The following is a 24,077-nucleotide window of genomic DNA, read 5'->3' as shown; positions in this document are numbered from 1 at the left end:
TCGGGCTTGCCGCTGCTTGCTGTCTGGATACCCCGTTCACACGGTGCGGATGGCCTCCGCGGCCCGGGGACGCACCAACTTATGCGGCCTCGCCCGAGCGATTCAGACGCAGCGCACAGCGCTTCGCCCAGTCCCGCCGCTTGCTGCCGGGCGCCCAATCCGCGTGTTCGGACAACCTTCTCGGCCCCGGGGCGCCCCAACCCGTACGCCCCCGCCGCCCAAGCAACCAGGAGGCCGCCCGCCGCCTCGCTCAGCCCCGCCGCTCGCTGTCGAGATGCGCCATCTGCGCATCCGGATAGCGTTCTCCGGCCGCCGCGCCGGCCGGCACCGCGGCCTCGATGCGCGCGAGGTCGTCGGCCGTGAGGCGCAGTTCGAGCGCGGCGGACAGGTCGGCCAGCTGCGCGCGCCGACGGGCGCCGACGAGCGGCACGATGTCCACGCCGCGCGACAGCGCCCACGCGATCGCGACCCGCGCCGGATTGCTGTCGCGCGCGACGGCGATGTCGCGCAGCGCCTCGACGAGCCGCAGGTTGTGGTCGAGGTTCGCCCCCGAGAAACGCGGGCTCGCGCCGCGGAAGTCGCGCTCGCCCTCGCGCGCCTTCGTCCATTGCCCGCCGAGCAGCCCGCGCGACAGCACCCCGTAGGCGGTCACGCCGATTCCCGCCGCCCGGCAGGCCGGCAGGATCTCCGCCTCGATCCCACGCGACAGCAGCGAGTACTCGATCTGCAGATCGCTGATCGGCGCGACGGCCGCCGCGCGGCGCACCGTCTCCGCGCTGGCCTCGGACAGTCCGATATGACGCACGTAGCCGGCCTTCACGAGGTCCGCGATCGCGCCGACCGTCTCCTCGATCGGCACCGTCGGATCGACGCGCGACGGCCGGTAGATGTCGACGTAATCGGTGTCGAGCCGCTTCAGCGTGTACGCGAGGAAGCTGCGCACCGCGGCCGGACGGCCGTCGTAGCCGAGGAACGCGCCCGCCGGATCGCGCAGCGCGCCGAACTTCACGCTCAGCACCACGGCTTCGCGCTGCCGGCCCCGCAACGCGTCGCGAATCAGCAGTTCATTCGCGCCCATGCCGTAGAAATCGCCGGTGTCGAGCAGGGTCACGCCGGCATCGAGCGCGGCGTGCAGCGTCGCGATGCTCTCCTCGCGATCGGCCGGCCCATAGAAATCGGACATGCCCATGCAGCCGAGGCCGAGGGCGGAAACGCGCGGGCCGGTGCGGCCGAGGTGACGGGTATCCATCGTGTGCTCCTTGCTTGATCGGGTGGGAATGAACGCATTCTGGGCGGTCGCCGCGCGCCGATAAACGCGCGTTCCCCAACCAAATCGTTCGACGCCGGTTAACAATGGCGCTTTCCCTTCACCCGCCGGACGTCTCCCTCATGGATCACCTGCAATCGATGCGCATCTTCGTGCGCGTCGCCCACCTCGGCAGTTTCACGAAGGCGGCCGAACAACTGCTGATGCCGCGCCCCACCGTCAGCAATGCCGTGCAATACCTGGAAAAGCATCTGGGCGTTCGTTTGCTGCAACGCACCACGCGACGCGTCGCCCTGACGCCGGAGGGCGCGACCTATTACGAGCGCTGCGTGCGCCTGCTGGCCGACCTCGACGATACGGAATCGCTGTTCGACGGCGCGGGCGCGACGCCGCGCGGTGTGATCCGGGTCGATCTGCCGGAGCGGCTCGCGCTGTACAAGGTGATTCCGGCGCTGCCCGCGTTCCATGCGCGCTATCCGGACATCCGCATCGTGCTGAGCGCGTCCGACCGCTACGTCGACCTGATCGCGGAAGGCATCGATTGCGCGGTGCGGGTGGGCGCGCTGAGCGACACCTCGCTCGTCGCGCGGCGGATCGGCGAGATCGCGCAACTCAACTGCGCGGCGCCCGACTATCTGGCGCGCCACGGCACGCCGCGCACGCCGGACGACCTGCCGGACCATGTCGCGGTCGGCTATTTCTCGACCCGCACCGGGCGCGAGCTGGACTGGGAGTATCGGGACAGGGACAGCGGTGAAAACCGCACGGTGAAGATGCGCAGCGTGGTCGCGGTCAGCAGTTCGCAGGCGTACCTGGCGTGCTGCCTGGCGGGCCTCGGGATGATCCAGGCACCGCGCGACAGCCTCGGCGAGGCGCTCGCCTCGGGCCGGCTGGTCGAGGTGCTGGCGGACTGGCAGGCGGACGCGCTGCCGGTGTCGGTGGTGTTTCCGCATGGCCGGCAGGTGCCGCCGCGCGTGCGGATCTTCATCGACTGGGTCGCGGAAACGCTCAGCCGGCCCATGCAGGCCGGCTGAGCGCAATCCCGCCGAGACGCGAACGGGCGGACGCCCGCTCGCACAACGGCCGCTTAGAACTTGTGGCGGATCGCCGCGCGGACCGCGAACTGGTTCGACGAAGCCGACGGGCCGTCCGTGCCGACCACGTAGCCACCGTCGAGGATCGTGCCGGTCTTGTCGCCCGCGACCTTCTGCCATGCGCCTTGCAGGTAGACGTCGGTGCGCTTCGACAGGTTGTAGTCCGCCATCACGCCGACGGTGTGGTACTTCGGCTTCACGCTGTTGTTCGCGTCGAACTTGGCGTCGGTGTACACGTATTGCGCGCCGATGAAGAATGCCGGCGTCAGTTGGTACATGCCGTTGATTTCGAAGTTCTGGAACTTCGTCGCCGTCACGCCGAGCGCCGCCAGCGAGAAGCTCGTCGGCAGATACACGGTCGAGACCGGATTCTTGATGTCCGTCTTCGTGTAGACGAAGCCGACCGTCGCCGGGCCGAACGTGTAGTTGATGCCGCCGCCGAAGATGCGCAGGCGGTCAGCCGTGAAATTCGCGTCGTTGGTCGCGATCGCGCCGCCCGTCGACTTGCCCGGGTTGTTCGCCTGCAGGTAGGCTGCCGCGAGGTTCAGGCCGGCCAGTTGGTACTGCGCGCCGATGCTGTACTGGCGGTTGTTCGAGAAGCCGGTGTCATTGCTGAAGCTGTACGTGCCGCCGAAGGTCAGGCCGTTGAAGTTCGGGCTCGCGTACTTCACCGTGTTGTTCACGCGGAACGAGTTGTCGGTGTTGTCGTTGTCATACGGGTGCGAGAAGAACGTGCCGCCCCAGTTGCCGTTCGCGGTCAGCGGCGCCAGGTAGTCGACCAGCGAGTCGTACTGGCGGCCCAGCGTCAGCGTACCGTACTGCGCGTGCGACAGGCCGACGAATGCCTGACGGCCGAACATGCGGCTGCCTTGCCCCAGGCCGCCGTTGTTCACGTCAAAGCCGTTTTCCAACGTGAAGATCGCCTTCAGGCCGCCACCGAGGTCTTCGGTGCCGCGCAGGCCCCAACGGCTGCCCTGCGCGTAGCCGCTCGCCAGCTTGTAGCTGGTCTTGCCCTGGCCGTTCACGCTGACATTGTTCGTGTAGTTGAAGCCTTCGTCGATCACGCCGTACAGCGTGACGCTGCTTTGCGCGAAAACCGGTGCGGCGCAGGCGACGAGTGCGGCTGCGGCAATGACGTGTTTCTTCATGTTGGAATCTCCAGACCTTATTGATTGTTTGCCTCTTGACGAGGCCTTCACGCGATTTCTTTTATTCATGCCCGTTTCGGGCCGCCGACCCCCGATCCACCCGGGATTCGTGCAGTGCGCGCAATAGTGTCATGCAAAAAATAACGAGTCCACGTTAAGGCACCACTTTTTTACAGCACGTTGCAAATTGCCAACTACGCTGTAAGGTACCCTGCGCGCCGGCCTTGCCGCGCCGGGCGCGACCGGCCGCCATTCGCGTAAACCCGTGATTTGCGCCATCAATGGCAAAATGCGCGACCATCGTCATTTCGTCACGGTCTTATGCTGTCGTTCCCCGTCATGCGTTTCCCACTTCCCGCCGCCCCCGCGGCCGCCGCCCGCGCGGCCGGCCGCGCATGAACGCAGCCGCCTCATCGCCGCAGCGCTACCTGGAACTCGATTTCTTTCGCGGCCTGGTGTTGCTCGTCATCATGGTCGACCACATCGGCGGCAGCATCCTGTCGCGCGTGACGCTGCACGCCTACGCGCTGTGCGATGCGGCCGAGGTGTTCGTGTTCCTCGGCGGCTTCGCGACCGCGATCGCGTACAACTCGCTCGCGGAACGCAAGACCGTCGCGGCCGCGCGCCAGCGCTTCATCCGGCGCGCGTTCGAGATCTACCGCGCGTTCCTCGTCACGGCCGGCCTGATGCTGCTGATCACCGCGGTGCTGAACGCGCTCGCGATCGACGGCCCGAACATGCCGACCAATGATCTCGAGGGCCTGCTGCACACGCCGCTCATCGTGCTGCGCGACATCCTGCTGTTCCGCCGCCAGCCCTATCTCGCCTCGGTGCTGCCGATGTATGCGTTCTTCGCGCTGCTGGTGCCGCTCGCGCTGCCGGTCGCGCGCAACCGGCCCTGGCTGCTGCTCGCGGTCAGCGTGCTGCTGTGGCTGTCCGCGCGCCGCATCGCCGGCTACCTGCCGACCGTCGACGGCATGCCGTGGGACTTCAATCCGTTCGCCTGGCAGCTGCTGTTCGTGCTCGGCGTGCTCGCGCGCTGCCAGCCGATCTATCCCGCGCTGTCGAAGCCGCCGCTCGGCTGGCTGATCACGGTCGCGGCGCTCGCGGGCGTCGCGGCGGGCGCGTACTACCGCCTGCGCATCGAGCCGTTCCCCGCCGATCCGTCGCTCAAGCAGAACCTCGGCGCGCTGCGCCTCCTGAATTTCCTCGCGATCGCCTGGCTCGCCGCCAAGCTGGTGCACCTCGGCTGGATGCACACGATCGCCCACGCGATGCCCTGGATCGGCACGATCGGCCGCCAGGGCCTGCTGTGCTTCGTGGCCGGCACCGCGATCTCGCTCGCCGTCGATTCGCTGCTGTACTACACGACCGGCGGCTATCTCAACGTGCCGCTCGGCCTCGCCGCCGACGCCGCCGCGATCGGCCTCCTGTACGTGGTCGCGAAACTGTACGCCCCGCTCGTCGCGCGGCTGCCGTTCACGGCGCGCAAGCGCTGAAAACGCCCGGCAACCGTCATCGGCACCTGCTAGCATTACCAGAGCTTTATTCCGACACTTTTTTCATGCGCCGATTTCTCGTTGCCGCCCTGGCCGCCCTGTGCGCGGCCTGCTCGTTCAGCGCGGCCGCCGCGCCGGGCAGCGTCGTCACCCGTACGTTCCGTTCCGCCGCGCTGCACCGCGACTGGTCCTACATCGTTTACCTGCCCGCCGGCTACAACCCCGAAGGCGCCCGCTACCCGGTGCTGTACCTGCTGCACGGCAATGCCGGCGACGCCAACGACTGGGTCACGCAGGGCCGCCTGCCGCTCACCGCGGACGCGCTGATCGAGCGCAAGGAGATCCCGCCCGTCGTGATCGTGATGCCGCAAGGCGGCACCGACTGGTACGTCGACCGCAAGGAACGCATGCAGACCGCCTTCCTCGACGATCTGATCCCCGACGTCGAGGCCCATTACGCGGTGTCGAACCAGCGCGCGGGGCGCGCGATCGGCGGCGTGTCGATGGGCGGCTACGGCGCGCTGCGCTTCGCGCTGCTCGAACCGGAGCGGTTCTGCGGCGCGCTGCTGCTGAGCCCCGCGATCTACTCGGGCGAACCGCCGTCGACCTCGGCCGCGCGCTATGTCGGCGTGTTCGGCGACCGGCAGTTCGATCCGAAGGTCTGGCACGAACTCAATTACCCGGCGCTGTGGCGCGGCTACTTCGCGCAGCCGCTGCGGCTGCCGATGTTCATCGCGGCCGGCGACGACGACCTGTCGATCCAGGCCGAGTCCAGCTACCTGTATACCCACCTGCGCCGCGCGCAGAACCCCGCCGCGCTGCGCATCATCGACGGCGCGCACACCTGGGACGTATGGCGACGCCTGATCGGCCCCGCGCTCAAGTACACGCTGGAATGCGTCAAGTAGACGAGCACGCAGGCGGCGGGCGGCCTCGCCCGCTGTTTTCCCCCCATTAAGCGACCCGGCCGCCGGCACGCCCCCGCGCCGGCCCCGGTTGCACCAGGGAGTTGCGCCGTCCGGGACGGTCGGACACAATCTCCCGCGTCGCGCGGCCCGCGTCGAAGTCGTCCGAATCGTCGCGCGGCCCGGCGCCCCGCCGTCCTGTTCAACGCTTACCGGTGCGCCTCATGCAAATCGATACCTACGGAACCCTGGTCGCGGCCACGCTCGTCCTCCTGCTCGGCCACGCGCTCGTGTCGCGCCTCGCCGTCCTGCGCGCCTACACCATTCCCGAGCCGGTCGCGGGCGGCCTCGTAATCGCGCTCGCGCTGACCGCGCTGCGCGGCGTGGGCGGCGTCGAAGTCCGCTTCGACGCCGCCTTGCAGACCCCGCTGATGCTCGCGTTCTTCGCATCGATCGGCCTCAACGCGAAACTGTCGACGCTCAAGTCCGGCGGCCCGATGCTGCTGCGCTTCCTGCTCGTCGTGCTCGGCCTGCTGGTCCTGCAGGACGCGCTCGGGATCGGACTCGCCAAGGCGATCGGGCTCGACCCGCTGCTCGGCCTGCTGGCGGGCTCGATCACGCTGTCGGGCGGCCACGGCACGGGCGCGGCGTGGAGCAAGGTATTCGCCGAGCGCCACGGCCTGCAGTCGGCCACCGAGGCGGCGATCGCCTGCGCGACCTTCGGCCTCGTGCTGGGCGGGCTGCTCGGCGGCCCTGTCGCGCGCCTGCTGACGCGCCGCCTGCGCACGCCGCAGCCGGTCGCGGCCGACGGCCGGCACGACGCCGACGACACCGGTTTCGAACATCCGCGCGACCAGCAGTCGATGACGCCCGCCGCCTTCATCAACACCGTCGCGCTGTTCGCGATCGCGCTGTCGGGCGGCACCGCGATCGAAGCCGCGATCCGCGGCACCGCGTTCGAGCTGCCGACCTTCGTCTGCGTGCTGTTCGTCGGCGTAGTGCTGAGCAACGGGCTCGCGCTGTTCGGCGGGCGCGTGTCCGAGCATGCGGTCGCGCTGCTCGGCAACGTGAGCCTGTCGCTGTTCCTCGCCATGGCGCTGATGACGCTGCGGCTGTGGGAACTGACCTCGCTCGCCTTGCCGATGGTGATCCTGCTGGTCGCCCAGACGTTGCTGATGGTCGTCTACGCGGTGTTCGTCACGTTCCGCCTGATGGGCGCGAACTATGACGCGGCGGTGCTCGCGGCCGGCCACTGCGGCTTCGGGCTCGGCGCGACGCCGACCGCGATCGCCAACATGCAGGCGGTCACCGCGCGCTTCGGCCCGTCGCATCTGGCGTTCGTGATCGTGCCGATGGTCAGCGCGTTCTTCATCGACATCGCGAACGCGATCGTGATCAAGCTGTTCCTCGCGCTGCCGATCTATGGCTGACGACGCGCGCCGGCGCGCAGGCGGATCGCCGCGGATGCCCCCTGGCGCGTCAGGGTCGCGCACGCGGCGGCGGAAAACGGTGTACAACACCGCTATTCCCGTCCGCCGAGGTGCCCCATGTCCACCGATGCAGGCCACACCGACCGTCCCGTCCGGATCCCCGGCCCCGATCATCCGATCACGATCGAGCCCCATCCCGGGCGCGTCGTGGTCACCGTCGCGGGCCATGTGATCGCCGACACGCGCCGCGCGCTCGCGCTGCGCGAAGCCAGCTATCCGCCCGTGCTCTACATCCCGCGCGAGGACGCCGACATGACGCAGCTCGCGCACACCGACCACACGACCTACTGCCCGTACAAGGGCGATTGCGCGTACTTCTCGATTCCCGCCGGCGGCCCGCGCGCGGTCAACGCGGTGTGGAGCTACGAGCATCCGTACCAGGCGGTCGAGGCGATCCGCAACCATCTCGCGTTCTACCCGGACCGCATCGATACGCTCGAATCGCGGCCGGACTGAGCCCGGCCGCCTCCGCTGAGCGCCTCGGCGCTCAGCGCACGCGCATCAGCAGCGTGCGCGGATGCGTCGCGCCGCGCCGCGCGCAGCGATCGACAGCGCGGCGCGCGCATAGCCGTTGCCCGGCGCGTCCGCGCAATCGAGCAGCGCCCGCGCGCCCGCCATCCCCGCGTTGTCGGCCGCGATCAGCGCAGTGGGGCCCAAGCGCGGCTCCAGTACGCGCAACACCGGCAGATACGCGGACTTCGCGCCATCGAGGAACACGAAGTCGATCGCCTCGGGCGCGTGGTCGCGTGGTCGCGCAGCGTGCGTTCGCCCGCGCGGATCACGCTCGCGGCGGAGCGGTTGCGCGCGCGACGAAACCCTGGCCGACACCGCGCATGCCGCCGGCTCCTTCGACGCCGCGCACATGGTGCATGCCTGGCATCGCGCGTGCGGTCTCGCGCCTATCGCCTTCCGCCTTCCGCCTTCCGCCTTCCGCCTTCCGCCTTCCGCCTTCCGCCTTCCGCCTTCCGCCTTCCGCCTTCCGCCTATCGCCTATCGCCTATCGCCTTCCGCCTATCGCCTTCCGCCTATCGCCTTCCGCCTATCGCCTTCCGCCTATCGCGCGATCGCGATGCTCGCGCGCTGACCGTCGACGCCTCAATAAAAATGGCATTGATTAACGGCGCGGAAAACCGGAACTTTAGGCTTCCCCGGCAAAAAAGCCGCGCTTTTCACACGCGCGCGTCCCTGTTCGAGTTTTTTCGCGGCGAGCCCCCGCGAATCCGCTTCGGGTCATCGCGCCGTCATATCCGCACCACAATAATCCCGTCGCGCTTCCTTCTGACAAATTCACAACAAGCGCGTTGTTGACCAGCTTCGCCCGGGGAATTCCACATGACCATTCGTCACCGTATCACCCTGCTCGTGGTGTTGATGTTTGTTGCGCTGTCGGCGATCGGCGGCTACGCCGTCTACCAGACCCGCCGCAGCGCCGTCGATGTCCGGCAGGTCACGCAGGGCGTCGTGCCGAGCGCACTCGCCTCCGCCGACCTCGTTTCCCAAGTGAAGGACGTGCAGCTCGCGACGATGACGCTCGTCTACGCGCCGGACGCGAACATGGCGAACCAGGCCCGCACCGAACTCAAGGACAAGCAGGACACGCTGAGCCGCGCGCTCGACGTGCAGGCGCGCGCGGCGGCCAGCCATGCGCAGACGGGGCTCGTCGCGCAGGCGCGCGACAGTCTCGCGAACTACTTCGGCGCGATCGGCGAGATCGAGAAGATGAAGGCGGCCGGCCAGGACGCGCTCGCGCAGGCATCGCTGTTCGCGAACGTCGCGCAGTACCGCGACGAACTGGAAGGCATCGTCGGCACGCTGCGGGTCGAGAAGAACCGCCAGAAGGACGATGCGATCAGCGCGCTGAACGGCATGCTGTCGACCACCACCACCGCGATCGCGGGCGTGACGGGCGCGGCCGTGCTGCTGCTCACGCTGATCGGCGCGCTGCTGTATCGCCAGATCACGCGCCCGCTGAGCCGGATGCAGTCGATGATGAGCGAGATCGCGTCGAACCAGGACTTCACGCGGCGCGTGCCGGTGGGCCGGATGGACGAGATCGGCCATTCGATCGTCGCGTTCAACGGCATGATCGAGAAGATCCAGCACAGCTCCGCGCAGCTCAAGCAGAAGACGGCCGACATCCAGGCCATGCTGCAGAACATGCAGCAGGGCATCCTGACGATCGTCGACGGCGCGCGCGTGCACGCCGAGTACTCGACCTACCTCGAAGCCATCTTCGAAACGAACGACATCGCCGGCCGGCCGGTGATGGACCTCGTGTTCGCACCGGCGGAACTGGGCGCCGACACCCGCGCGCAGATCGACGCGGCGATCCACGCGTGCCTCGGCGAGGACGGCATCAACTTCGCCTTCAACCAGCACCTGCTGCTGAACGAAGTCGTGATGACGATGCCGGACGGCCGCCGCAAGACGCTCGACCTGAGCTGGTCGGCCATCACCGACGACCACGACACCGTGATGCGCCTGATGCTGTGCGTGCGCGACGTGACCGAGCTGCGCGCGCTCGAAGCCGAGGCCGGCGAGCAGAAGCGCCGCCTCGAGATGATCGGCGAGATCCTGGCGATCAGCGAGGAGAAATTCCATCAGTTCGTGCACAGCGCGTCGGGCTTCATCCACGACAACGAGCGCATCATCCGCCAGTACACGCATGCCGACCGCGCGGCGGTCGACGAGCTGTTCCGCAACATGCACACGATCAAGGGCAATGCGCGCACCTACAGCCTGCAACACCTGACGAGCGTCGTCCACGAGACAGAGCAGCGCTACGACCAGTTGCGCCGCCAGGCCGCCGAGCATGCGTGGGACCAGCAGGTGCTGATCGAGGATCTCGCGCGCGTGAAGGACGCGCTCGAACACTACGCGCGGATCAGCACCGACAGCCTGGGCCGCAAGCGCGCGGGCGACGACGGCCGCGCGGACGGCTACCTGCGCATCGAGCGCAGCCGGCTCGAACACAGCCTCGCGCTGCTCGACGCGGCCGACCCGGCCGACGCGCGCGCGCTGCTGAGCATGCGCGATTCGGTGCGCCACGCGCTGCGCCTGATCGACACCGAGACCGTGGAAGACGCGTTGGCCGGCGTGCTCGCGTCGCTGCCCTCGCTCGCGCGCGAGCTGGGCAAGACGCCGCCCGTCGTGACGCTCGACGACAACGGCTACCGGCTGCGCGGGCCCGCCGCGCCCGTGCTGAAGAATGTCTTCATGCACCTGCTGCGCAACGCGCTCGATCACGGGCTCGAAACGCCCGACGAACGCGCGGCGGCGGGCAAGCCGGCCGCGGGCGAAATCACGCTGGAGGTCGGCATCGACGAGCGCGCGCTGCAATTCACGCTCAGCGACGACGGCCGCGGCCTCGCGCTCGCGCGGATTCGCGACATCGCGATCGCGCGCGGCTGGCTCGCGCCGGACGCCGAGGCCGACGACGATGCGATCGCCGCTTTCATCTTCCGGCCCGGCTTCTCGACCGCCGAGCATGTGACCGAGGTCTCGGGGCGCGGCGTCGGGATGGACGCCGTGCGCGACTTCCTCGCGCGCGAACACGGCCGCATCGAACTGCGCTTCACCGACGACCGGGCCGGCGCGCCGTTCCGTCGTTTCCAGACCATCGTCCACCTGCCCGAAAGCTGGGCCGTCGACAGTGTCGGCGCGGGCGCGCAGCCGCTGCGGCTCGACGCGCTGTCGGACTGAGCACGCAGGAGCACGACTTGGTGGAATGGTATGGAGCAGCCGCCGTCGCGGGCGGTGTGCTGACAGCATTGGCGGCGGCCTTGATCGCCCGTCTCGGGCGGGCGCGGCGCGCGCGCGAACAGGCGACGCGCGCCGCCGAACACGACACCGCGCTCGCCGTCGCGCAAACGCGCTTCGACGACGCGCAGGCCGGATTCGCCGCGACCCGCGCCGACCTGGAAGCGCAACTCGACGCACTGCGCGACGCCCTCGCCCGGCAGACCGGCGAAGCCGACGCGCGGCGCGCGGCGCACGAGGCGGCGCGCGAAATTCACGCCGACTGGCAGCGGCAGGCCAACCGCATCGCGGACGAGGCGACCCGCCTCAAGGGCCTCGCGGCGACCTTCGAGCGCTGGCACGAACAGATGATCTCGCTGATGGCGCAGAACCGCGACATGCACGTGAAGAACCACGAGCTGTCGTCGATCGTGAGCCACGTGCTGATCGTCTCGCTCAATGCGTCGATCGAAGCGGCGCGCGCGGGCGCGGCCGGGCGCGGCTTCTCGATCGTCGCGGGCGAGGTGCGCACGCTCGCGACGCGTTCTCAGGAACTGTCGAAAAGCTATCGCGACAGCCTGCATCGCAACGACCTGATCACCGCCGCGACCTTCCAGGACATCCAGGCGGGCGGCAAGATGATCACCGCCTCGCTCGGCAGCGTCGAGACGCTCGCGCAGCAGTTCCAGGCGCAACTCGACCAGGGGGCCGCGTGATCAGCGCGCGCGCCGTCGACAGTCTCGACCGGTTGTTCCGCGACGCGGCGCGCACGCGCCTCGTCGCGCGCGACGGCGACCCGTGCGAGGTCGCCCCGCTCACCGCGCGCGACGCCGCGCCGGCCGGCGACGACGTGGTGGTGCTGACGATCTCGTCGATCGGTTTCCGGCTGCTGCTCGCGCTGCAATTCGCCGACGACGCGCCGACCCGCGCGTACTACGTCGAGCGCGCCGACGGCGCGCTGCGCGAAACCTTCATGGAAGTCGCGAACCTGTGCTGCGGCGCGATCAACCAGGCGCTCGTCACCTGCTTCCCGGACCTCGGGATGTCGACCCCGTACCTGCTGAACCGCCGCAGCATGCGCCACTTCGACGAGCTGCGGCCGGTTCATCTCGCCTCGTACACGGTGACGCCGGGCCCCGGCGTGCGGCTCGGCGCGACGCTGTGCGTCTGCGCGCACGCCCCGCTCGATTTCCACGTCGAGCTGGCCGAGGCCGCGAACGGCGGCGGCGAGCTGGAACTCTTCTGACCCGCGCCCCGCGCGAAGGAATCACGATGAACATGAACAAGCCGGTCTGCAAGGTGCTGGTGCTCGACGACCATCCGGCCCACGCGGACGCGATCAAGCACTTCTGCGACGCGCACAACCTGATCGGGCTCAAGGTGCGCAAGAGCCGCCTGATGTCGGTGCTGCGCTCGAACATCGATCTCGGCGCGATCCTGCTCGGCGAATCCTACGGCGGCTCGCTCGCCGAATGCGCCGCGATCGCGACGCGCATCGACGCGCTGCGCCCCGAGCTGCCGATCATCCTGCGCCGCGATGCCGACACCGGCCCCGACGGCCTGCCCGACGCGCTGCGCCAGGTGATCTGCGCGACCTATGTCGCCCACGACATGGCGGCGCTGCGCACGGTGGTCGACGAATACATCTTCAGCCTCGACTATCCGAACGCGCTGGTGCGCGGCATCACCGAGATCACCGAGGCGCGGCTCGGCGGGTTGTTCAAGGATCTGACGATCAGCTGGGACACGCCGTGCATCGTGCGCGATCGCATCATCTTCGGCGAAGTATTCAGCCTGATGGCGCTCGAAAGCGCCTGGTGCCGCGGCTACATGCTGATGCAGACCGAGGAGGCGCCGCTGCTCGACCTGCTGTCCGCGCGGCCCGGCCGGCGCGGCGACGCCGATTTCCGTGACCTGAACGGCCTGCTCGGCGAGCTGACCAACCTGGTCTGGGGCGCGTTCAAGGACCGCTACCTGCACGATGCGCGCCCCGAGCCGGCGGACGCGGTGCAGGTGCCGCTGCTCGTCAATCACAAGCACCGCTACATCTCGTTCGGCACGGATAACCCGCAGCTGTGCTTCAAGTACCGGCTCACCGACGACGCCACCGGGCGCGCGGTGCAGCTCGACCAGCGCTTCATCTTCAGCCTGCGCTGGTTGCCCGAGGCGTTCGACGCGAACGACGGCGCGGTGGACGCGCTCGTCGACGCGGGCGAACTGGAATTGTTTTGATCAACACGAGAAACACGAGGAACACGACATGGCCAAGATTCTGGTGGTGGATGATTCGAGCACGGTGCGCGACGAAGTCGCGGGCTTCCTGAAGAAGAACGGACTGGACGTCGACACGGCGGTGGACGGCAAGGACGGCCTGGCGAAGCTGAAATTGCAGTCGGGCATCCGGCTCGTGATCAGCGACGTCAACATGCCGAACATGGACGGCCTGACGATGGTCGAGAAGATTCGCGGCGAACTCGGCAATCAGGCCGTCAACGTGATCATGCTGACCACCGAAAGCAGCCCGGCGATGAAGGAGCGCGGCAAGGCGGCCGGCGTGAAGGGCTGGATCGTCAAGCCCTTCAAGGGCGAGGCCGTGCTCGAGACGTTCCGCAAGCTGGCCGGCTGACGCCCCGCCCCTGCCGACGCGTCACTGGCGCGCCTTGTCCAGTTCGTCCGGGGCGTAGATCCGCGCGGACTGGATCACCACCAGCGTGTCGCCCGGCTCGATGCGGCAAGGCGGATCCTCGTAGAACGACACGATCCGGCCGTCCCGTTCGAGGCCGATCACGATCGCGCCCTTGAGCGCGTTCGACATGCAGCCGACCTCGTGGCTCGCCGCGGGCCGCTCGACCAGCGTCGCGCGGCCGCGCGTGGACAGCATGTCGTTGACGAACGGCACGATGTAGCGGCTCGCCACCGCGTCGGCGAGCAGCAGCGCGCCGATCTTGGTCGACGACACGATCACGTCCGCGCCGGCCTGGCGCAACTGCCGCTGATACTTGTTCTCCTGGATCCGCACCACGATCTTCGTGTCCGGCGCGATGCTGCGCACCGACAGCGTGAGCAGGATCGCGGTGGGATCGTCGGTGACCGAGATGATCACGGCCTTCGCGGTGCGCACCTGCGCCTGCTGCAGCAGATCCTCCTGCGCGGGATCGCCGCACAGCCCCGTGACGCCGAGCGCGGACGCGGCTTCGAGCGCCTGCTCCTGCGCGTCGATCACGATCAGCGTGGCCGGATCGACGCCGCTTTCGAGCAGCTCGCGCACCGCGATCGAGCCGCTGAGCCCGTAGCCGCAGACGACGATGTGATCGGACAGGTGCTTTTGCAGGCGTTTCATGCGGAAGTCCTCGATGACGCGTTGGATCACGAACTGATAAGCCGTGCCAAGAAAGATGAACCAGATGCCGATGCGGATCGGCACGATGAAGAACGCGTCGATCAGCCGCGCGCGCGCGGTGATCGGCACGATGTCGCCGTAGCCGACGGTCGCGACCGTGACCATCGTGAAGTACACGAGGTCGGCGATGGTCATCGGCGTGCTCTTGGTCGAATCGCGCAAGCCGTCGCGATCGAGGTAGAGCACGAGGAACGCGAGCACGCACAGGCCGATGACGAACCCGATCCGGAACAGCAGCGTGCGCAGCGGCGACGCGACCGGCCGGGTGAACAACGTCCGCTCGCGCGGCGCCTGCCAGGCGTTGCTGGCGCGCCGCAGCCGGAAGCGCAGCAGTTTGCGGTGATCGGAAGGCAAGCCCAACGAAATTCTCCAGAATGACGGCTCCGCGATTTTACGCTGCGGTGCAGGGCCCGGCGGAAGGGGATGATGCGGGCGTCCGTTGCACGGATGCCCGCCGCACGGATGCCCGCCGCACGAAACCGCCGCCTACAGCATGCTGCGCGGGCGCTGCATCGTGCCGTCGACGAAGCGCGCGGCGCGGAACGCGCCCAGGTCGAGCGAGGGCGCACCGCCGTCGACCCACTCCGCGAGCAGGCGGCCCACGATCGGCCCCATCGCGAAGCCATGCCCGCAGAACCCGGTGGCGATCGCGAGCCCGCGCGGCGCGGCGGGCGCGTCGATCACCGGGATGCCGTCCGGCAGCACGTCGATCAGGCCGGCCCAGGCCTCGACCACCTGCGCGTCGCGCAGCGCCGGAAAGATCGCCTTCAGCTTCGCGAGCGCGCGCGGCGCGTGCGCGGGATTCGGCTGCGGCGCCGGATCGCGCGGCGCGAGCGCATCGCGGCCGCCGCCGAGGCGCGCGCGCAGGTCGCGCCAGGCCGCGCCGTTCAGGTGGAAACGGAACTTGTCGCGCTGCGCCCACAGTTCCGGCCAGAACAGGCTGAGCCCGCGCAGGTGGCCGAGCGTCATGTCGACATCGACCTGCATGTCGTCGGCGAGATTGATCGCGCCGTCGGCACGCTGCCGGATGCCGAGCCCGTGGCCCCACAGCGTGGCCGCCGACACCGGCGGCAGCGCGTTGGTGCGCATGCAGGTGCCGCGCACCGCCTGCTGCGGCAGGCGGATGCCGACGCCGTCGAGCAGGCGGAAACTGGTCGCGCCCGCCGCGCAGATCACGCGCGCCGCGCGGATCGTGCCACGCTCGGTCGCGACGCCCGTGATCGCGCCGCCCGCCGTTTCCAGCGCGAGCGCGCCGCAGCCTTCGAGGAACTGCGCGCCGCGCTCGGCCGCGCGCGCGGCGAACGCGCCCGCGACCCGGCGCGGCTCCGCCTGGCCGTCGCTCGCGGTATAGAGCCCGCCCAGCACCGGCGCCGCGAGCCCCGTCACACGCTCGCCGACCTGGGCGGGCGTCAGCGCCCGCGTGTCGAGGTCATGGGCGCGGGCCACGTCGAGCCAGCCTTGAAACGACGCCCAATCCGTTTCGTTGTCCGCAAGATAGAGGCAGCCGCCCTGCCGCCATTCGAGATCGACGCCCAGTTCCTGTTCGAGCGTCTCCCAGAGCCGCATGCCGGCCATCATCAGCGGCACTTCGGCGGCCTCGCGGCCCTGCTGGCGCACGAAGCCCCACGCGCGGGTCGATTGCTGGCCGGCGATCCGCGACTTGTCGAGCACGACGGCGCTCAGGCCGCGCAAGCTCAGGTAGTACGCGGCGGCGCAGCCCATGATGCCCGCGCCGACGATCACGACGTCGGCGCGGGCGGGAAACGGCAGATCGGCGCGCGCGAGCGCGCCGTAGAGCGGATACGTGGTGGTCATGATCGGAGCGGCGCGGGCGCCGGGGCACGGGCGGCGGGTAAAAGCCCCATGCTCTCACGAGATGCGAGCGCCGATGGCCTCGATGTGCCGGACGGAACGCGCGCGGACCCGCGCCGGTCCATGCGTCGCGTCGCAGCCTCGCGATCCGGATTTCGGCGATGATAGCGACCGCCCCCTCCTCGTCGAATGAGCATCCGATGTCCGCCACCCTGCCGTTGAACCTGCCCGACATCGTCGCCCTGGGCCGCGACCAGCCCGCGACGGCGCCCCAGATCGCCCTGCTGACGCGACTCGCCGCGGCGCTGCGCGCGTCGCCGGATTGCCTCGGGCTGGTGCTCGTGGGCTCGTTCGCGAAGGGCGCCGCGGACCGCCTGTCGGATCTCGATCTCGTCGCGTTCTGCGGCGACGGCGCGGGCGGCGCGGTGCTCGACGTGTTCCGCGCCGCACTGGCCGACGCCGACGTGCTGATGCGCTTCGACGGCCGGCGCGGGCCGGACAGCCCGTACGAGGCGGTGATCCTCGGCGACCTCAGGTCCTGCGAATTCCATGTGATCGCGCCGGCGCAGCCGTTCGCGCTGAAACGCCCCTATGTCGAAGTGTTCAGCCGCGACGGCTGCGTGGCGGCGCGCGCGAGCGACGATCCCGCGCCGGGCCGCGCCGACACGCCCGTGTATCACGGCGGCGACCGCTGGCTCCCGTGGGAGCTGCTCGAATGCCTGAAGTGGCTGTCGCGCGGCGACGCCGACAACGCCAAGCGCCACCTGGTCAGGCTCGGCCGCGCGATCGAGGCGGCCGCGCCCGATGCACCCTGAGCCCTGAACCCGGTGCGCGCCGACCGTCCCGCAGCGGCGGCCCCGACGCCCGGAAGCGCCCTGTGAGATCCACCGCACGCAACTTTCCGTGCCCCCGGCGCATCCAACGACACGCGCCCACGGTGGCCGCGCCCGGCATCGCCGCAATCGCTCGCGGCGCGCCGTCGGCCCCCCGGTGCAATACGACGTCGCCACGATCTGAAGCAACATCAGGAAACACCTGTCACACATTCACGTACAGTAGTACGCAGAGCGAACTCCGTTTTGCGGTAAAGTTATCTCTTTCGCGCGTAGCCGGTCGGCTCGCCCCGATGGCATCCCACGATGTCGAACCCGGCGTCCGAGGCGCCACCTGAACGTCATTCGACTCGATCCGTCCCCGTAGCATGGCCAACGAAGCAATTACCACGGATTCCCTCGCGGTCGCCGAACGCGTGCGCGAGCTGATGAGCCGCAACGGCATCGGCAAGCGGCAGCAAACCACCGAACTGTGCCGGATCCTCGACCTGAGCTTTTCCCAGGGGCACCGCAAGCTGCGCGGCAGCAGCCCGTGGACGCTCGCGCAACTGAAGAAAGTCGCCGAAGCCTACGGCGAGCCGGCCGCCCAGCTGTTCGGCGCGCAGGCGCTCGACCCCGGCATGGTGGGCGCATGCGCGCAGGAAGCCACGCTGTATGCGGGCGTCGCCGAGATCCCGTGCACCGTCTGGGTCGGCGCGCCGCTCGAAGCGGGCGCGCGGCCCGAGTTCGTCGCCTATGAGCAGCAGGGCCGCTGGCGCGTGCTGCGCCATACCGGCGTGCTCTACCAGAACGCCTACGACGTCCACAAGATCGAGATCTACCCGCGCCGCGCCGAGAACGACCGGCTGCTGGTCGCGGTCGTCGACGCGAATCCCTCGGATGCCGAGGAAGTCTGCCGCTACCTCGACCAGCAGGGTTTCTCGACGGTCCATTTCGAGCAGCTGCCCGCCTTCATCGACGCGCTGCAGGGCCAGGCGTTCGACGCGGTGGTCAGCGAATGGCACTTCGACGGCTACACGGCGGCCGTCGCGATCAAGGCGGTGCGCGCGTCCGACAACCCGGGCGCGCCGGTGTTCGTGCTCACGGGCGACCTGCTGACAGGCCGCGCGAGCGAGGCGGACATCAGCGAGGTGATCCGCACCTTCGACGTCGTCTGCTACGAAAAGCCTGCCCGCCTGGCGCTGCTGAGCGCCGATCTCGCGAAGCGCCTCGCGCGCGCCTGACCCGCGCGCGGCGCGGTCCTGCGTACAATAGCCGGCGTTCCCATTCCGCCCGGCACGGCAAGGATCCGCATGGCCCGCATCATTCCCGACGACTGGAAAAGCCTCTCCGCGACCGGCGCCGCGGAGCGCGAGCGCGAGACGCTCGCGACGCTCGAACAGACGCTGCCCGACGGCTATACCGTCTACCACGGCGTGCACTGGACCCGCGCGGACCAGCAGTTCTCCGTGTTCGGCGAGGCCGACTTCGTGATCGTGAGCCCGGCGGGCCGCGTGCTCGTGATCGAGCAGAAGGCCGGATTCCTGCGCGAGACGCCGAAGGGGCTCGTCAAGGTCTACCTGCAGACCGAGCGCAATGTGTCGGTCCAGCTCGCGCGCACGCTGGAAAACCTCCAGCGACGCTTCACGGCCGCGTTCGGCGCGGGCACCTACGGCATCGAGGCGCTGCTGTACTGCCCGGACTACGCGGTCCGGCAGGCGGCGATCGCGGGCGTCGCGCCCGACCGGATCGTCGACGCCACGCGCCGCCACCAGCTCGCCGACATCATCCTGCAGGCGCTGCCGGCCGACGAGCCGCGCCTGTCGAGCGCCGCGAAGATCCATCATTTCCTCGCCGACGAACTGGCGCTGACGCCCGATACGAGCGCCCTGGTCGGTCAGGCCGGCACGCTCGTCACGCGGCTGTCCGGCGGCCTCGCGACCTGGGCGCGGCGGCTCGAATTCGCGCCGTTCCGGCTGCGCGTGATCGGCACGGCGGGTTCGGGCAAGACCCAGCTCGCGGTCCAGGTGATGCGCGACGCGGTCGCGGCGGGCCGGCGCGTGCTGTACGTCTGCTTCAACCGGCCGCTCGCCGACTACGTCGCGCGCATCGCGCCGCCCGGCGCGCGGATCGCGAACTACCACCAGCTGTGCGACTGGGTCGCGCGCGATGCCGGCCACGTGCCCGACTTCGACGCGCCCGATGCGTTCGCGCGCCTCGACGCGCAGTTCGCCGCCGCGCCGATTCCCGCGAAGTGGCGTTTCGACGTGCTGATCGTGGATGAAGGCCAGGACTTCCAGGCCCCATGGGCGGCCGCGCTGGAGCGCGTGCTCGAACGCGACGGCGCGTGGTGGTGGCTCGAGGATCCATTGCAGAACCTCTACATGCGCGAGCCGGTGCCCCTGCCCGGCTGGGTGACGATCCGCGAGCTGACCAACCACCGCAGCCCGCGCGACATCCTCGACTACGTGCGCGCCATGGTCGGACCGGTCGAGCCGCTGGCGGCGCAATTGCGGGCGGGCGGACCGTTCGACGGCTCGGAGATCGTGTTCAGCACCTATCCGGACGACGACGAGGAAGCGCAGGCGTGCATCGATGCGACCAAGCGCGCGGTCACCCACGCGCTGTCGCTCGGCTTCCGCAAGCAGGACATCGCGCTGCTGTCGTTCCGCGGCCGCGACGGCTCGGCGTTCACGCGGCTCGACCAGCTCGGCCCGCACCGCCTGAAGCACTTCACCGGGAAATACGATCTGTTCGGCAACCCCGAGTACCGGGAAGGCGACCTGCTGCTCGATTCCCTCTACCGCTTCAAGGGGCAGGCCGCGCCGTGCGTGATCCTGACCGAGGTCGATTTCGAGACGTTCGATGCGCGCGCGGCGCGCAAATTGTTCGTGGGCGCGACCCGCGCGACGATGAAGCTGATCGTGGTCGCGTCGCAGCGCGCGGCCGCCCGTATCGCGCCGGCCGCCTGACGGCCGGCGTTCGCCGTCAGGCGATCCGGAACGAACCGACCGCGCGGCGCAGCCCGTCCGCCTGCTCCTCGAGCGACGCGGCGGCGGCCGCCGCCTGCTCGACGAGCGCCGCGTTCTGTTGCGATACCTGATCCATCTGCGAGACCGCGAGGTTCACCTGCTCGATGCCGTCGCGCTGCTCGTTCGAGGCGGCGGTAATCTCCGTCATGATGCCGGTCACGCGCGCGATCGCGCGCTGGATTTCCTGCATCGTGTCGCCCGCCGAGCTGACGAGCCGCGACCCCGTCCCGACCCGCTCGACCGATTCGCCGATCAGCGTCTTGATCTCCTTGGCCGCCGTCGCCGAGCGCTGCGCCAGCGTGCGCACCTCGCCCGCGACCACCGCGAAGCCCCGGCCCTGCTCGCCCGCGCGCGCCGCCTCGACGGCCGCGTTCAAGGCGAGGATATTGGTCTGGAACGCAATCCCCTCGATCGTGCCGATGATGTCCGCGACGCGCTGCGAACTCTGGTCGATCTCGGTCATCGTGCCGATCACCTCGCCCACCACCATCGCGCCCCTGGTCGCGATATCGGTCGCGGTGTCCGCGCACTGCTGCGCCTCCCGCGCATTGTCCGCGTTCTGCTTCACGGTCGCCGTCAGCTGCTCCATGCTGGCCGCGGTCTCCTGGAGCGACGCGGCCTGCTCTTCGGTGCGCTGCGACAGGTCGGTGTTGCCCGCCGCGATCTGGCGGGTCGCGGTCGCGATCGATTCGGAACCGTTGGTGACCTGCCGCACCGTGTCGGACAGGCTGCGCTGCATGTTCGTCACGCCCTTCACCAGCTCCGCCATCTCGTCGCGCGAGCCCCAGCGCAGCTCCATCGTCAGGTCGCCCTCCGACAGCCGGCGGAAGTGGTTCAACAGCCGCACCACCGGCTGCGTGATCGCGTAATGCAGGCCGATCGCGCACCCCAGGCAGGCGGCCAGCCCGAACAGGATCGCGCCGCCCATGCCGAGGCACAGCCAGCGGTAGTACTGCTGCGCGGTATCGAACTCCGTCTTGCCGCGCGCGGACTGATACGCGTCAAGGGCGTCCGACGCCTTCGACAACGCGACCGACAGCGGCGGCACGACCGTCATCACCAGCCGGTCGGCATCGTCCCGGTGCCCTGCCTTCACCGCATCGATCATCGGCCGCAGGCCGTCGTCGATGAACGCGCGCCGCGCGGCGCCCGTCTGCGCGGCCAGCGTCTTCTCGTCGCCTTCGTGCGGCAGCGCGTCGTAGTCGCGCCAGGCGCGCTCCGAGGTCGCCAGGTAGCGTTCCGCCTTGTCGAGGGTATTGCCGACATCCGACGCCTCCGGATGCAGGATCGCGCGGTCGAGCGTGGTGCGGACGATCGCGAGGTTCAGGTTCGCGGAGGACAGCGCCGTCTTCGAGGCGAGCTGCTGCGTGTAGGCTTCTTCGAGCGCATCGTTCGAGGTCTGCATGCCGAACAGGCCGACGAGGCCGGTCAGCACCAGCAGAATGGCAACGAGGCCAAGCGTGGAGAAGATCCGCGTGCGGATAGAAAAACGGGAAAACAATGCATTCATGGCGAATCGGGCGCAGTAAGGGAAGTCGTTAGACGTCTCAGGCGTTTACGGTTGGCCTGCGAAAAACTTGAGACGCGCGCCGGGCAACCCCGGCCCGCGCGGCCCGTTCGCGCACGAAGCTTGATCCAGGTCAAGCACGCGGCGCCGGGCCAACGATAGCGGAGGCGGCCGGACGCCGCCGCGCCCCGGGTCGCGGCGGCCCCGGTCCTGCCCGCGCGGCGCCGGGAAGGCCCCGCGAGCGGCCCCGACGCGCACCGCGCGCGCGGCGCGCGCTAAAATCGACCCATGTCGAAATCCGCCAAGCCCACCCCGACCCGCGCGCCCGACGCGCCGAAGGTCAACGAGTACACCGTCGACGAACTCGCACGCGTGTCCGATACGACCGTGCGCAACGTGCGCGCGTACCAGGATCGCGGCCTGCTCGCGCCGCCGGAGAAACGCGGCCGCGTGGGCATCTACGACGACACCCACGTCGCCCGCCTCAAGGTCATCAATCACCTGCTGGCGCGCGGCTATACGCTGTCGAACATCCAGGACCTGATCAAGGCCATCGACGACGGCCACGACCTGCGCTCGATCCTCGGCCTGGAAAACGCGATCGGCGGCCGCTGGTCGCACGAGCGGCCGCAAACCTACTCGCTCGCGCAGCTGATCCAGATGTTCGGCCCGCAAACGCCCGCGTCGCTGTCGCGGGTGGCCGAACTCGGGCTGCTCGAACGGCGCGGGCTGTCGTTCGTCGCCAAAAGCCCCGCGATGCTCGAAGCCGCCGCCGCGATGACCCACGAGGGCATTCCCGCGCGCGAGCTGCTCGACGCGATGAGCATCGCCCGGCCGCACTTCGACGCGATCGCCCGCGCGCTCGTCGAACTGGTGGTGCGCCGTCTCGACCGCTACGACGCCGACACCCTGCCGCCCCCGACCGACGTGCCCGCGCTCGTCGACGCGATCTGGCGGCTGCGGCCGCTGTCCGCCGTGTTCGTCGAGGGCGAGATGAACCGCGCGCTGGAAGCCGCGTCGAGCGCCTACCTGGGCGGCCGGGTCGCGACCATCCTCGACAAGAAGCTCAGCGACCAGGCCGCGCGCGACGCCGGCGCGCCCCCGCCGCCCGCCCCGCCGCGCAAGAAACGTTAAGCGCGCGCCCGTCATATTCATATCGGCAATGCTTGGTTGGTGCGGGCCGCTGCCCGTGCGACGATTCATCGAACCGAGCGGCACCCGCCGCCCGCTTCGATGAACGTTTCAGGAGAATGCGCCGATGTTCCGCGTTGCCCGCTGGATTCCCCGTACCGTGGCCGCCGCCCTGGTCACGCTCGCCGCCGCCTCCGCCTTCGCGCAGGACAGCGACAAGGTGCTGCGCATCGGCTACCAGAAAGCGGGCCTGCTCTCGATCGTCAAGGCGCAAGGCGCGCTCGAAACCCGCCTGAAACCGCTCGGCTACACCGTCAAGTGGTTCGAATTCCCGGCCGGCCCGCAACTGCTCGAAGCACTGAACGCCAACAGCATCGATTTCGGCTATACCGGCGCACCGCCCCCCGTGTTCGCGCAGGCAGGCGGCGTGCGCTTCGTGTATGTCGGCGCGGAACAGCCGTCACCGCACAGCGAGGCCGTGCTCGTGCGCGCCGATTCGCCGATCCGCGACGTCGCCGCGCTGAAAGGCAAGAAAGTCGCGCTGCAGAAGGGATCGAGCGCGAACTACCTGCTGCTCAAGGCGCTGCAGAAGGCCGGCTTGCGCTACGAAGACATCCGCCCGGTCTACCTGCCGCCCGCCGACGCGCGGGCCGCGTTCGAGAGCGGCGACGTCGACGCCTGGGCCGTGTGGGATCCGTATTACGCGGCCGCGCAGGCCACGCTGAAGGCGCGCACGCTCACCGACTACTCGGGCCTGCCGGGCGCGTACAACTTCTACGAGGCGACCCGCGATTTCGCGGAGCACCACCCCGAGGTGATCGGCGCGGCGCTCCAGCAGGCGCGCGCCACCGGGCTGTGGGTGAACGCGCATCCGACCGAAGCCGCCGCGCTGCTCGCGCCGAAGGTCGGCCTGAGCCCCGCGCTCGTCGAGACCTGGGTGAAACGCACGCCGTTCGGCGCGGTGCCGATCGACGAGCGGATCATCGCGTCGCAGCAGGGCGTGGCCGATGCGTTCCTCGGCGTCAAGCTGATCCCGCAAAAGCTCACCATCGGCAACCACGCGTGGACCCATCGCGACGTCGCGGCGGCGCTCGCCGCGAAGTAAGCCGCGAAGTAAGCCGCGAAGTAAGCCGCGAAGTAAGCCGCGAAGTAAGCCGCGAAGTAAGCCGCGAAGTAAGCCGCGAAGTAAGCCGCGAAGTAAGCCGCGAAGTAAGCCGCGAAGTAAGCCGCGAAGTAAGCCGC

At 69.4% G+C, this 24,077-nt stretch carries 21 protein-coding genes; 15 read left to right on the top strand and 6 right to left on the bottom strand.

Annotation, left to right across the window (positions count from 1 at the left end; genetic code table 11):
• Positions 1-250: 250 nt before the first annotated feature.
• Entirely contained in the window at positions 251-1,249 is a 999-nt protein-coding gene (locus tag AC1RQF_RS00105; RefSeq protein ID WP_492870956.1) for an aldo/keto reductase, read from the bottom strand.
• A gap of 140 nt (positions 1,250-1,389) precedes the next feature.
• Here AC1RQF_RS00105 and AC1RQF_RS00100 point away from each other — a divergent pair, with 140 nt between their 5' ends.
• On the top strand, positions 1,390-2,301 hold the full coding sequence (locus tag AC1RQF_RS00100; RefSeq protein ID WP_273995734.1) for a LysR family transcriptional regulator: 912 nt from the start codon (positions 1,390-1,392) through the stop codon (positions 2,299-2,301).
• 53 nt (positions 2,302-2,354) lie between these two features.
• Here AC1RQF_RS00100 and AC1RQF_RS00095 read toward each other — a convergent pair whose 3' ends face one another.
• On the bottom strand, positions 2,355-3,509 hold the full coding sequence (locus AC1RQF_RS00095; RefSeq protein WP_273995733.1) for a porin: 1,155 nt from the start codon (positions 3,507-3,509) through the stop codon (positions 2,355-2,357).
• A gap of 395 nt (positions 3,510-3,904) precedes the next feature.
• On the opposite strand from AC1RQF_RS00095, the gene AC1RQF_RS00090 reads away from it, so the two are divergent.
• From AC1RQF_RS00090 to AC1RQF_RS00075, 4 genes are all read left to right on the top strand, one after another.
• Complete coding sequence (locus tag AC1RQF_RS00090) at positions 3,905-5,008, top strand: OpgC domain-containing protein (RefSeq protein ID WP_492870955.1); 1,104 nt, start codon at positions 3,905-3,907, stop codon at positions 5,006-5,008.
• 65 nt (positions 5,009-5,073) lie between these two features.
• Positions 5,074-5,916: an alpha/beta hydrolase gene (locus tag AC1RQF_RS00085; RefSeq protein WP_273995731.1), complete on the top strand. Its 843-nt coding sequence runs from the start codon at positions 5,074-5,076 to the stop codon at positions 5,914-5,916.
• Between the two features lie 221 nt (positions 5,917-6,137).
• Positions 6,138-7,343 carry a sodium/glutamate symporter gene (gene gltS, locus AC1RQF_RS00080; RefSeq protein WP_273995729.1) on the top strand — a complete coding sequence of 402 codons (1,206 nt, stop codon included), beginning with the start codon at positions 6,138-6,140 and terminating at the stop codon, positions 7,341-7,343.
• A 117-nt stretch (positions 7,344-7,460) separates the two neighbouring features.
• Entirely contained in the window at positions 7,461-7,859 is a 399-nt protein-coding gene (locus AC1RQF_RS00075) for a DUF427 domain-containing protein (RefSeq protein WP_492870954.1), read from the top strand.
• A gap of 45 nt (positions 7,860-7,904) precedes the next feature.
• On the opposite strand, the gene AC1RQF_RS00070 is transcribed toward AC1RQF_RS00075, so the two are convergent.
• Entirely contained in the window at positions 7,905-8,120 is a 216-nt protein-coding gene (locus AC1RQF_RS00070; RefSeq protein WP_492870952.1) for a hypothetical protein, read from the bottom strand.
• A 615-nt stretch (positions 8,121-8,735) separates the two neighbouring features.
• Here AC1RQF_RS00070 and AC1RQF_RS00065 point away from each other — a divergent pair.
• The 5 genes from AC1RQF_RS00065 to AC1RQF_RS00045 are packed head-to-tail and all read left to right on the top strand — an operon-like array spanning position 8,736 to position 13,767.
• Positions 8,736-11,105 carry an ATP-binding protein gene (locus AC1RQF_RS00065; protein WP_273995725.1) on the top strand — a complete coding sequence of 790 codons (2,370 nt, stop codon included), beginning with the start codon at positions 8,736-8,738 and terminating at the stop codon, positions 11,103-11,105.
• 17 nt (positions 11,106-11,122) lie between these two features.
• Entirely contained in the window at positions 11,123-11,857 is a 735-nt protein-coding gene (locus tag AC1RQF_RS00060; protein WP_273995723.1) for a methyl-accepting chemotaxis protein, read from the top strand.
• Positions 11,854-12,387 carry a hypothetical protein gene (locus AC1RQF_RS00055; protein WP_273995721.1) on the top strand — a complete coding sequence of 178 codons (534 nt, stop codon included), beginning with the start codon at positions 11,854-11,856 and terminating at the stop codon, positions 12,385-12,387. Before AC1RQF_RS00060 ends, AC1RQF_RS00055 begins: the two co-directional genes overlap by 4 nt.
• Positions 12,388-12,413: 26 nt before the next feature.
• Positions 12,414-13,373, top strand: a complete 960-nt coding sequence (locus AC1RQF_RS00050) for a chemotaxis protein CheX (RefSeq protein ID WP_273995719.1) — start codon at positions 12,414-12,416, stop codon at positions 13,371-13,373.
• Positions 13,374-13,401: 28 nt separating this feature from the next.
• Positions 13,402-13,767 carry a response regulator gene (locus tag AC1RQF_RS00045; protein ID WP_252983612.1) on the top strand — a complete coding sequence of 122 codons (366 nt, stop codon included), beginning with the start codon at positions 13,402-13,404 and terminating at the stop codon, positions 13,765-13,767.
• Positions 13,768-13,788: 21 nt separating this feature from the next.
• Here the strand turns inward: AC1RQF_RS00045 and AC1RQF_RS00040 are convergent, their stop codons facing one another.
• Positions 13,789-14,901 carry a potassium channel family protein gene (locus AC1RQF_RS00040; RefSeq protein WP_273995717.1) on the bottom strand — a complete coding sequence of 371 codons (1,113 nt, stop codon included), beginning with the start codon at positions 14,899-14,901 and terminating at the stop codon, positions 13,789-13,791.
• A 126-nt stretch (positions 14,902-15,027) separates the two neighbouring features.
• Positions 15,028-16,356 (bottom strand): NAD(P)/FAD-dependent oxidoreductase, encoded by a 1,329-nt coding sequence (locus AC1RQF_RS00035; RefSeq protein ID WP_492870951.1) that lies wholly within the window; start codon positions 16,354-16,356, stop codon positions 15,028-15,030.
• 197 nt (positions 16,357-16,553) lie between these two features.
• Here AC1RQF_RS00035 and AC1RQF_RS00030 point away from each other — a divergent pair, with 197 nt between their 5' ends.
• The 3 genes from AC1RQF_RS00030 to AC1RQF_RS00020 all read left to right on the top strand — a co-directional run bounded on the left by AC1RQF_RS00030 (position 16,554) and on the right by AC1RQF_RS00020 (position 20,137).
• Complete coding sequence (locus tag AC1RQF_RS00030; protein ID WP_492870950.1) at positions 16,554-17,168, top strand: hypothetical protein; 615 nt, start codon at positions 16,554-16,556, stop codon at positions 17,166-17,168.
• 386 nt (positions 17,169-17,554) lie between these two features.
• The gene (locus tag AC1RQF_RS00025) at positions 17,555-18,409 is read left to right on the top strand and encodes a helix-turn-helix domain-containing protein (RefSeq protein ID WP_273995712.1); all 855 of its coding nucleotides are present in this window, start codon (positions 17,555-17,557) and stop codon (positions 18,407-18,409) included.
• 69 nt (positions 18,410-18,478) lie between these two features.
• Positions 18,479-20,137 (top strand): ATP-binding domain-containing protein, encoded by a 1,659-nt coding sequence (locus AC1RQF_RS00020; RefSeq protein ID WP_492870949.1) that lies wholly within the window; start codon positions 18,479-18,481, stop codon positions 20,135-20,137.
• Between the two features lie 16 nt (positions 20,138-20,153).
• Here the strand turns inward: AC1RQF_RS00020 and AC1RQF_RS00015 are convergent, their stop codons facing one another.
• A complete protein-coding gene (locus AC1RQF_RS00015) occupies positions 20,154-21,707 on the bottom strand; it encodes a methyl-accepting chemotaxis protein (RefSeq protein ID WP_492870948.1) in 1,554 nt (517 codons plus the stop codon).
• A gap of 285 nt (positions 21,708-21,992) precedes the next feature.
• Here AC1RQF_RS00015 and AC1RQF_RS00010 point away from each other — a divergent pair, with 285 nt between their 5' ends.
• Both AC1RQF_RS00010 and AC1RQF_RS00005 read left to right on the top strand, forming a co-directional pair.
• Entirely contained in the window at positions 21,993-22,838 is an 846-nt protein-coding gene (locus AC1RQF_RS00010) for a MerR family transcriptional regulator (protein ID WP_273995706.1), read from the top strand.
• Between the two features lie 124 nt (positions 22,839-22,962).
• Positions 22,963-23,940 (top strand): sulfonate ABC transporter substrate-binding protein, encoded by a 978-nt coding sequence (locus tag AC1RQF_RS00005; protein ID WP_492870947.1) that lies wholly within the window; start codon positions 22,963-22,965, stop codon positions 23,938-23,940.
• Positions 23,941-24,077 lie beyond the last annotated feature (137 nt).

The organism is Burkholderia sp. GW821-FHT14F03 (assembly GCF_058803765.1).
This window is presented reverse-complemented; position numbering and strand designations above follow the sequence as displayed.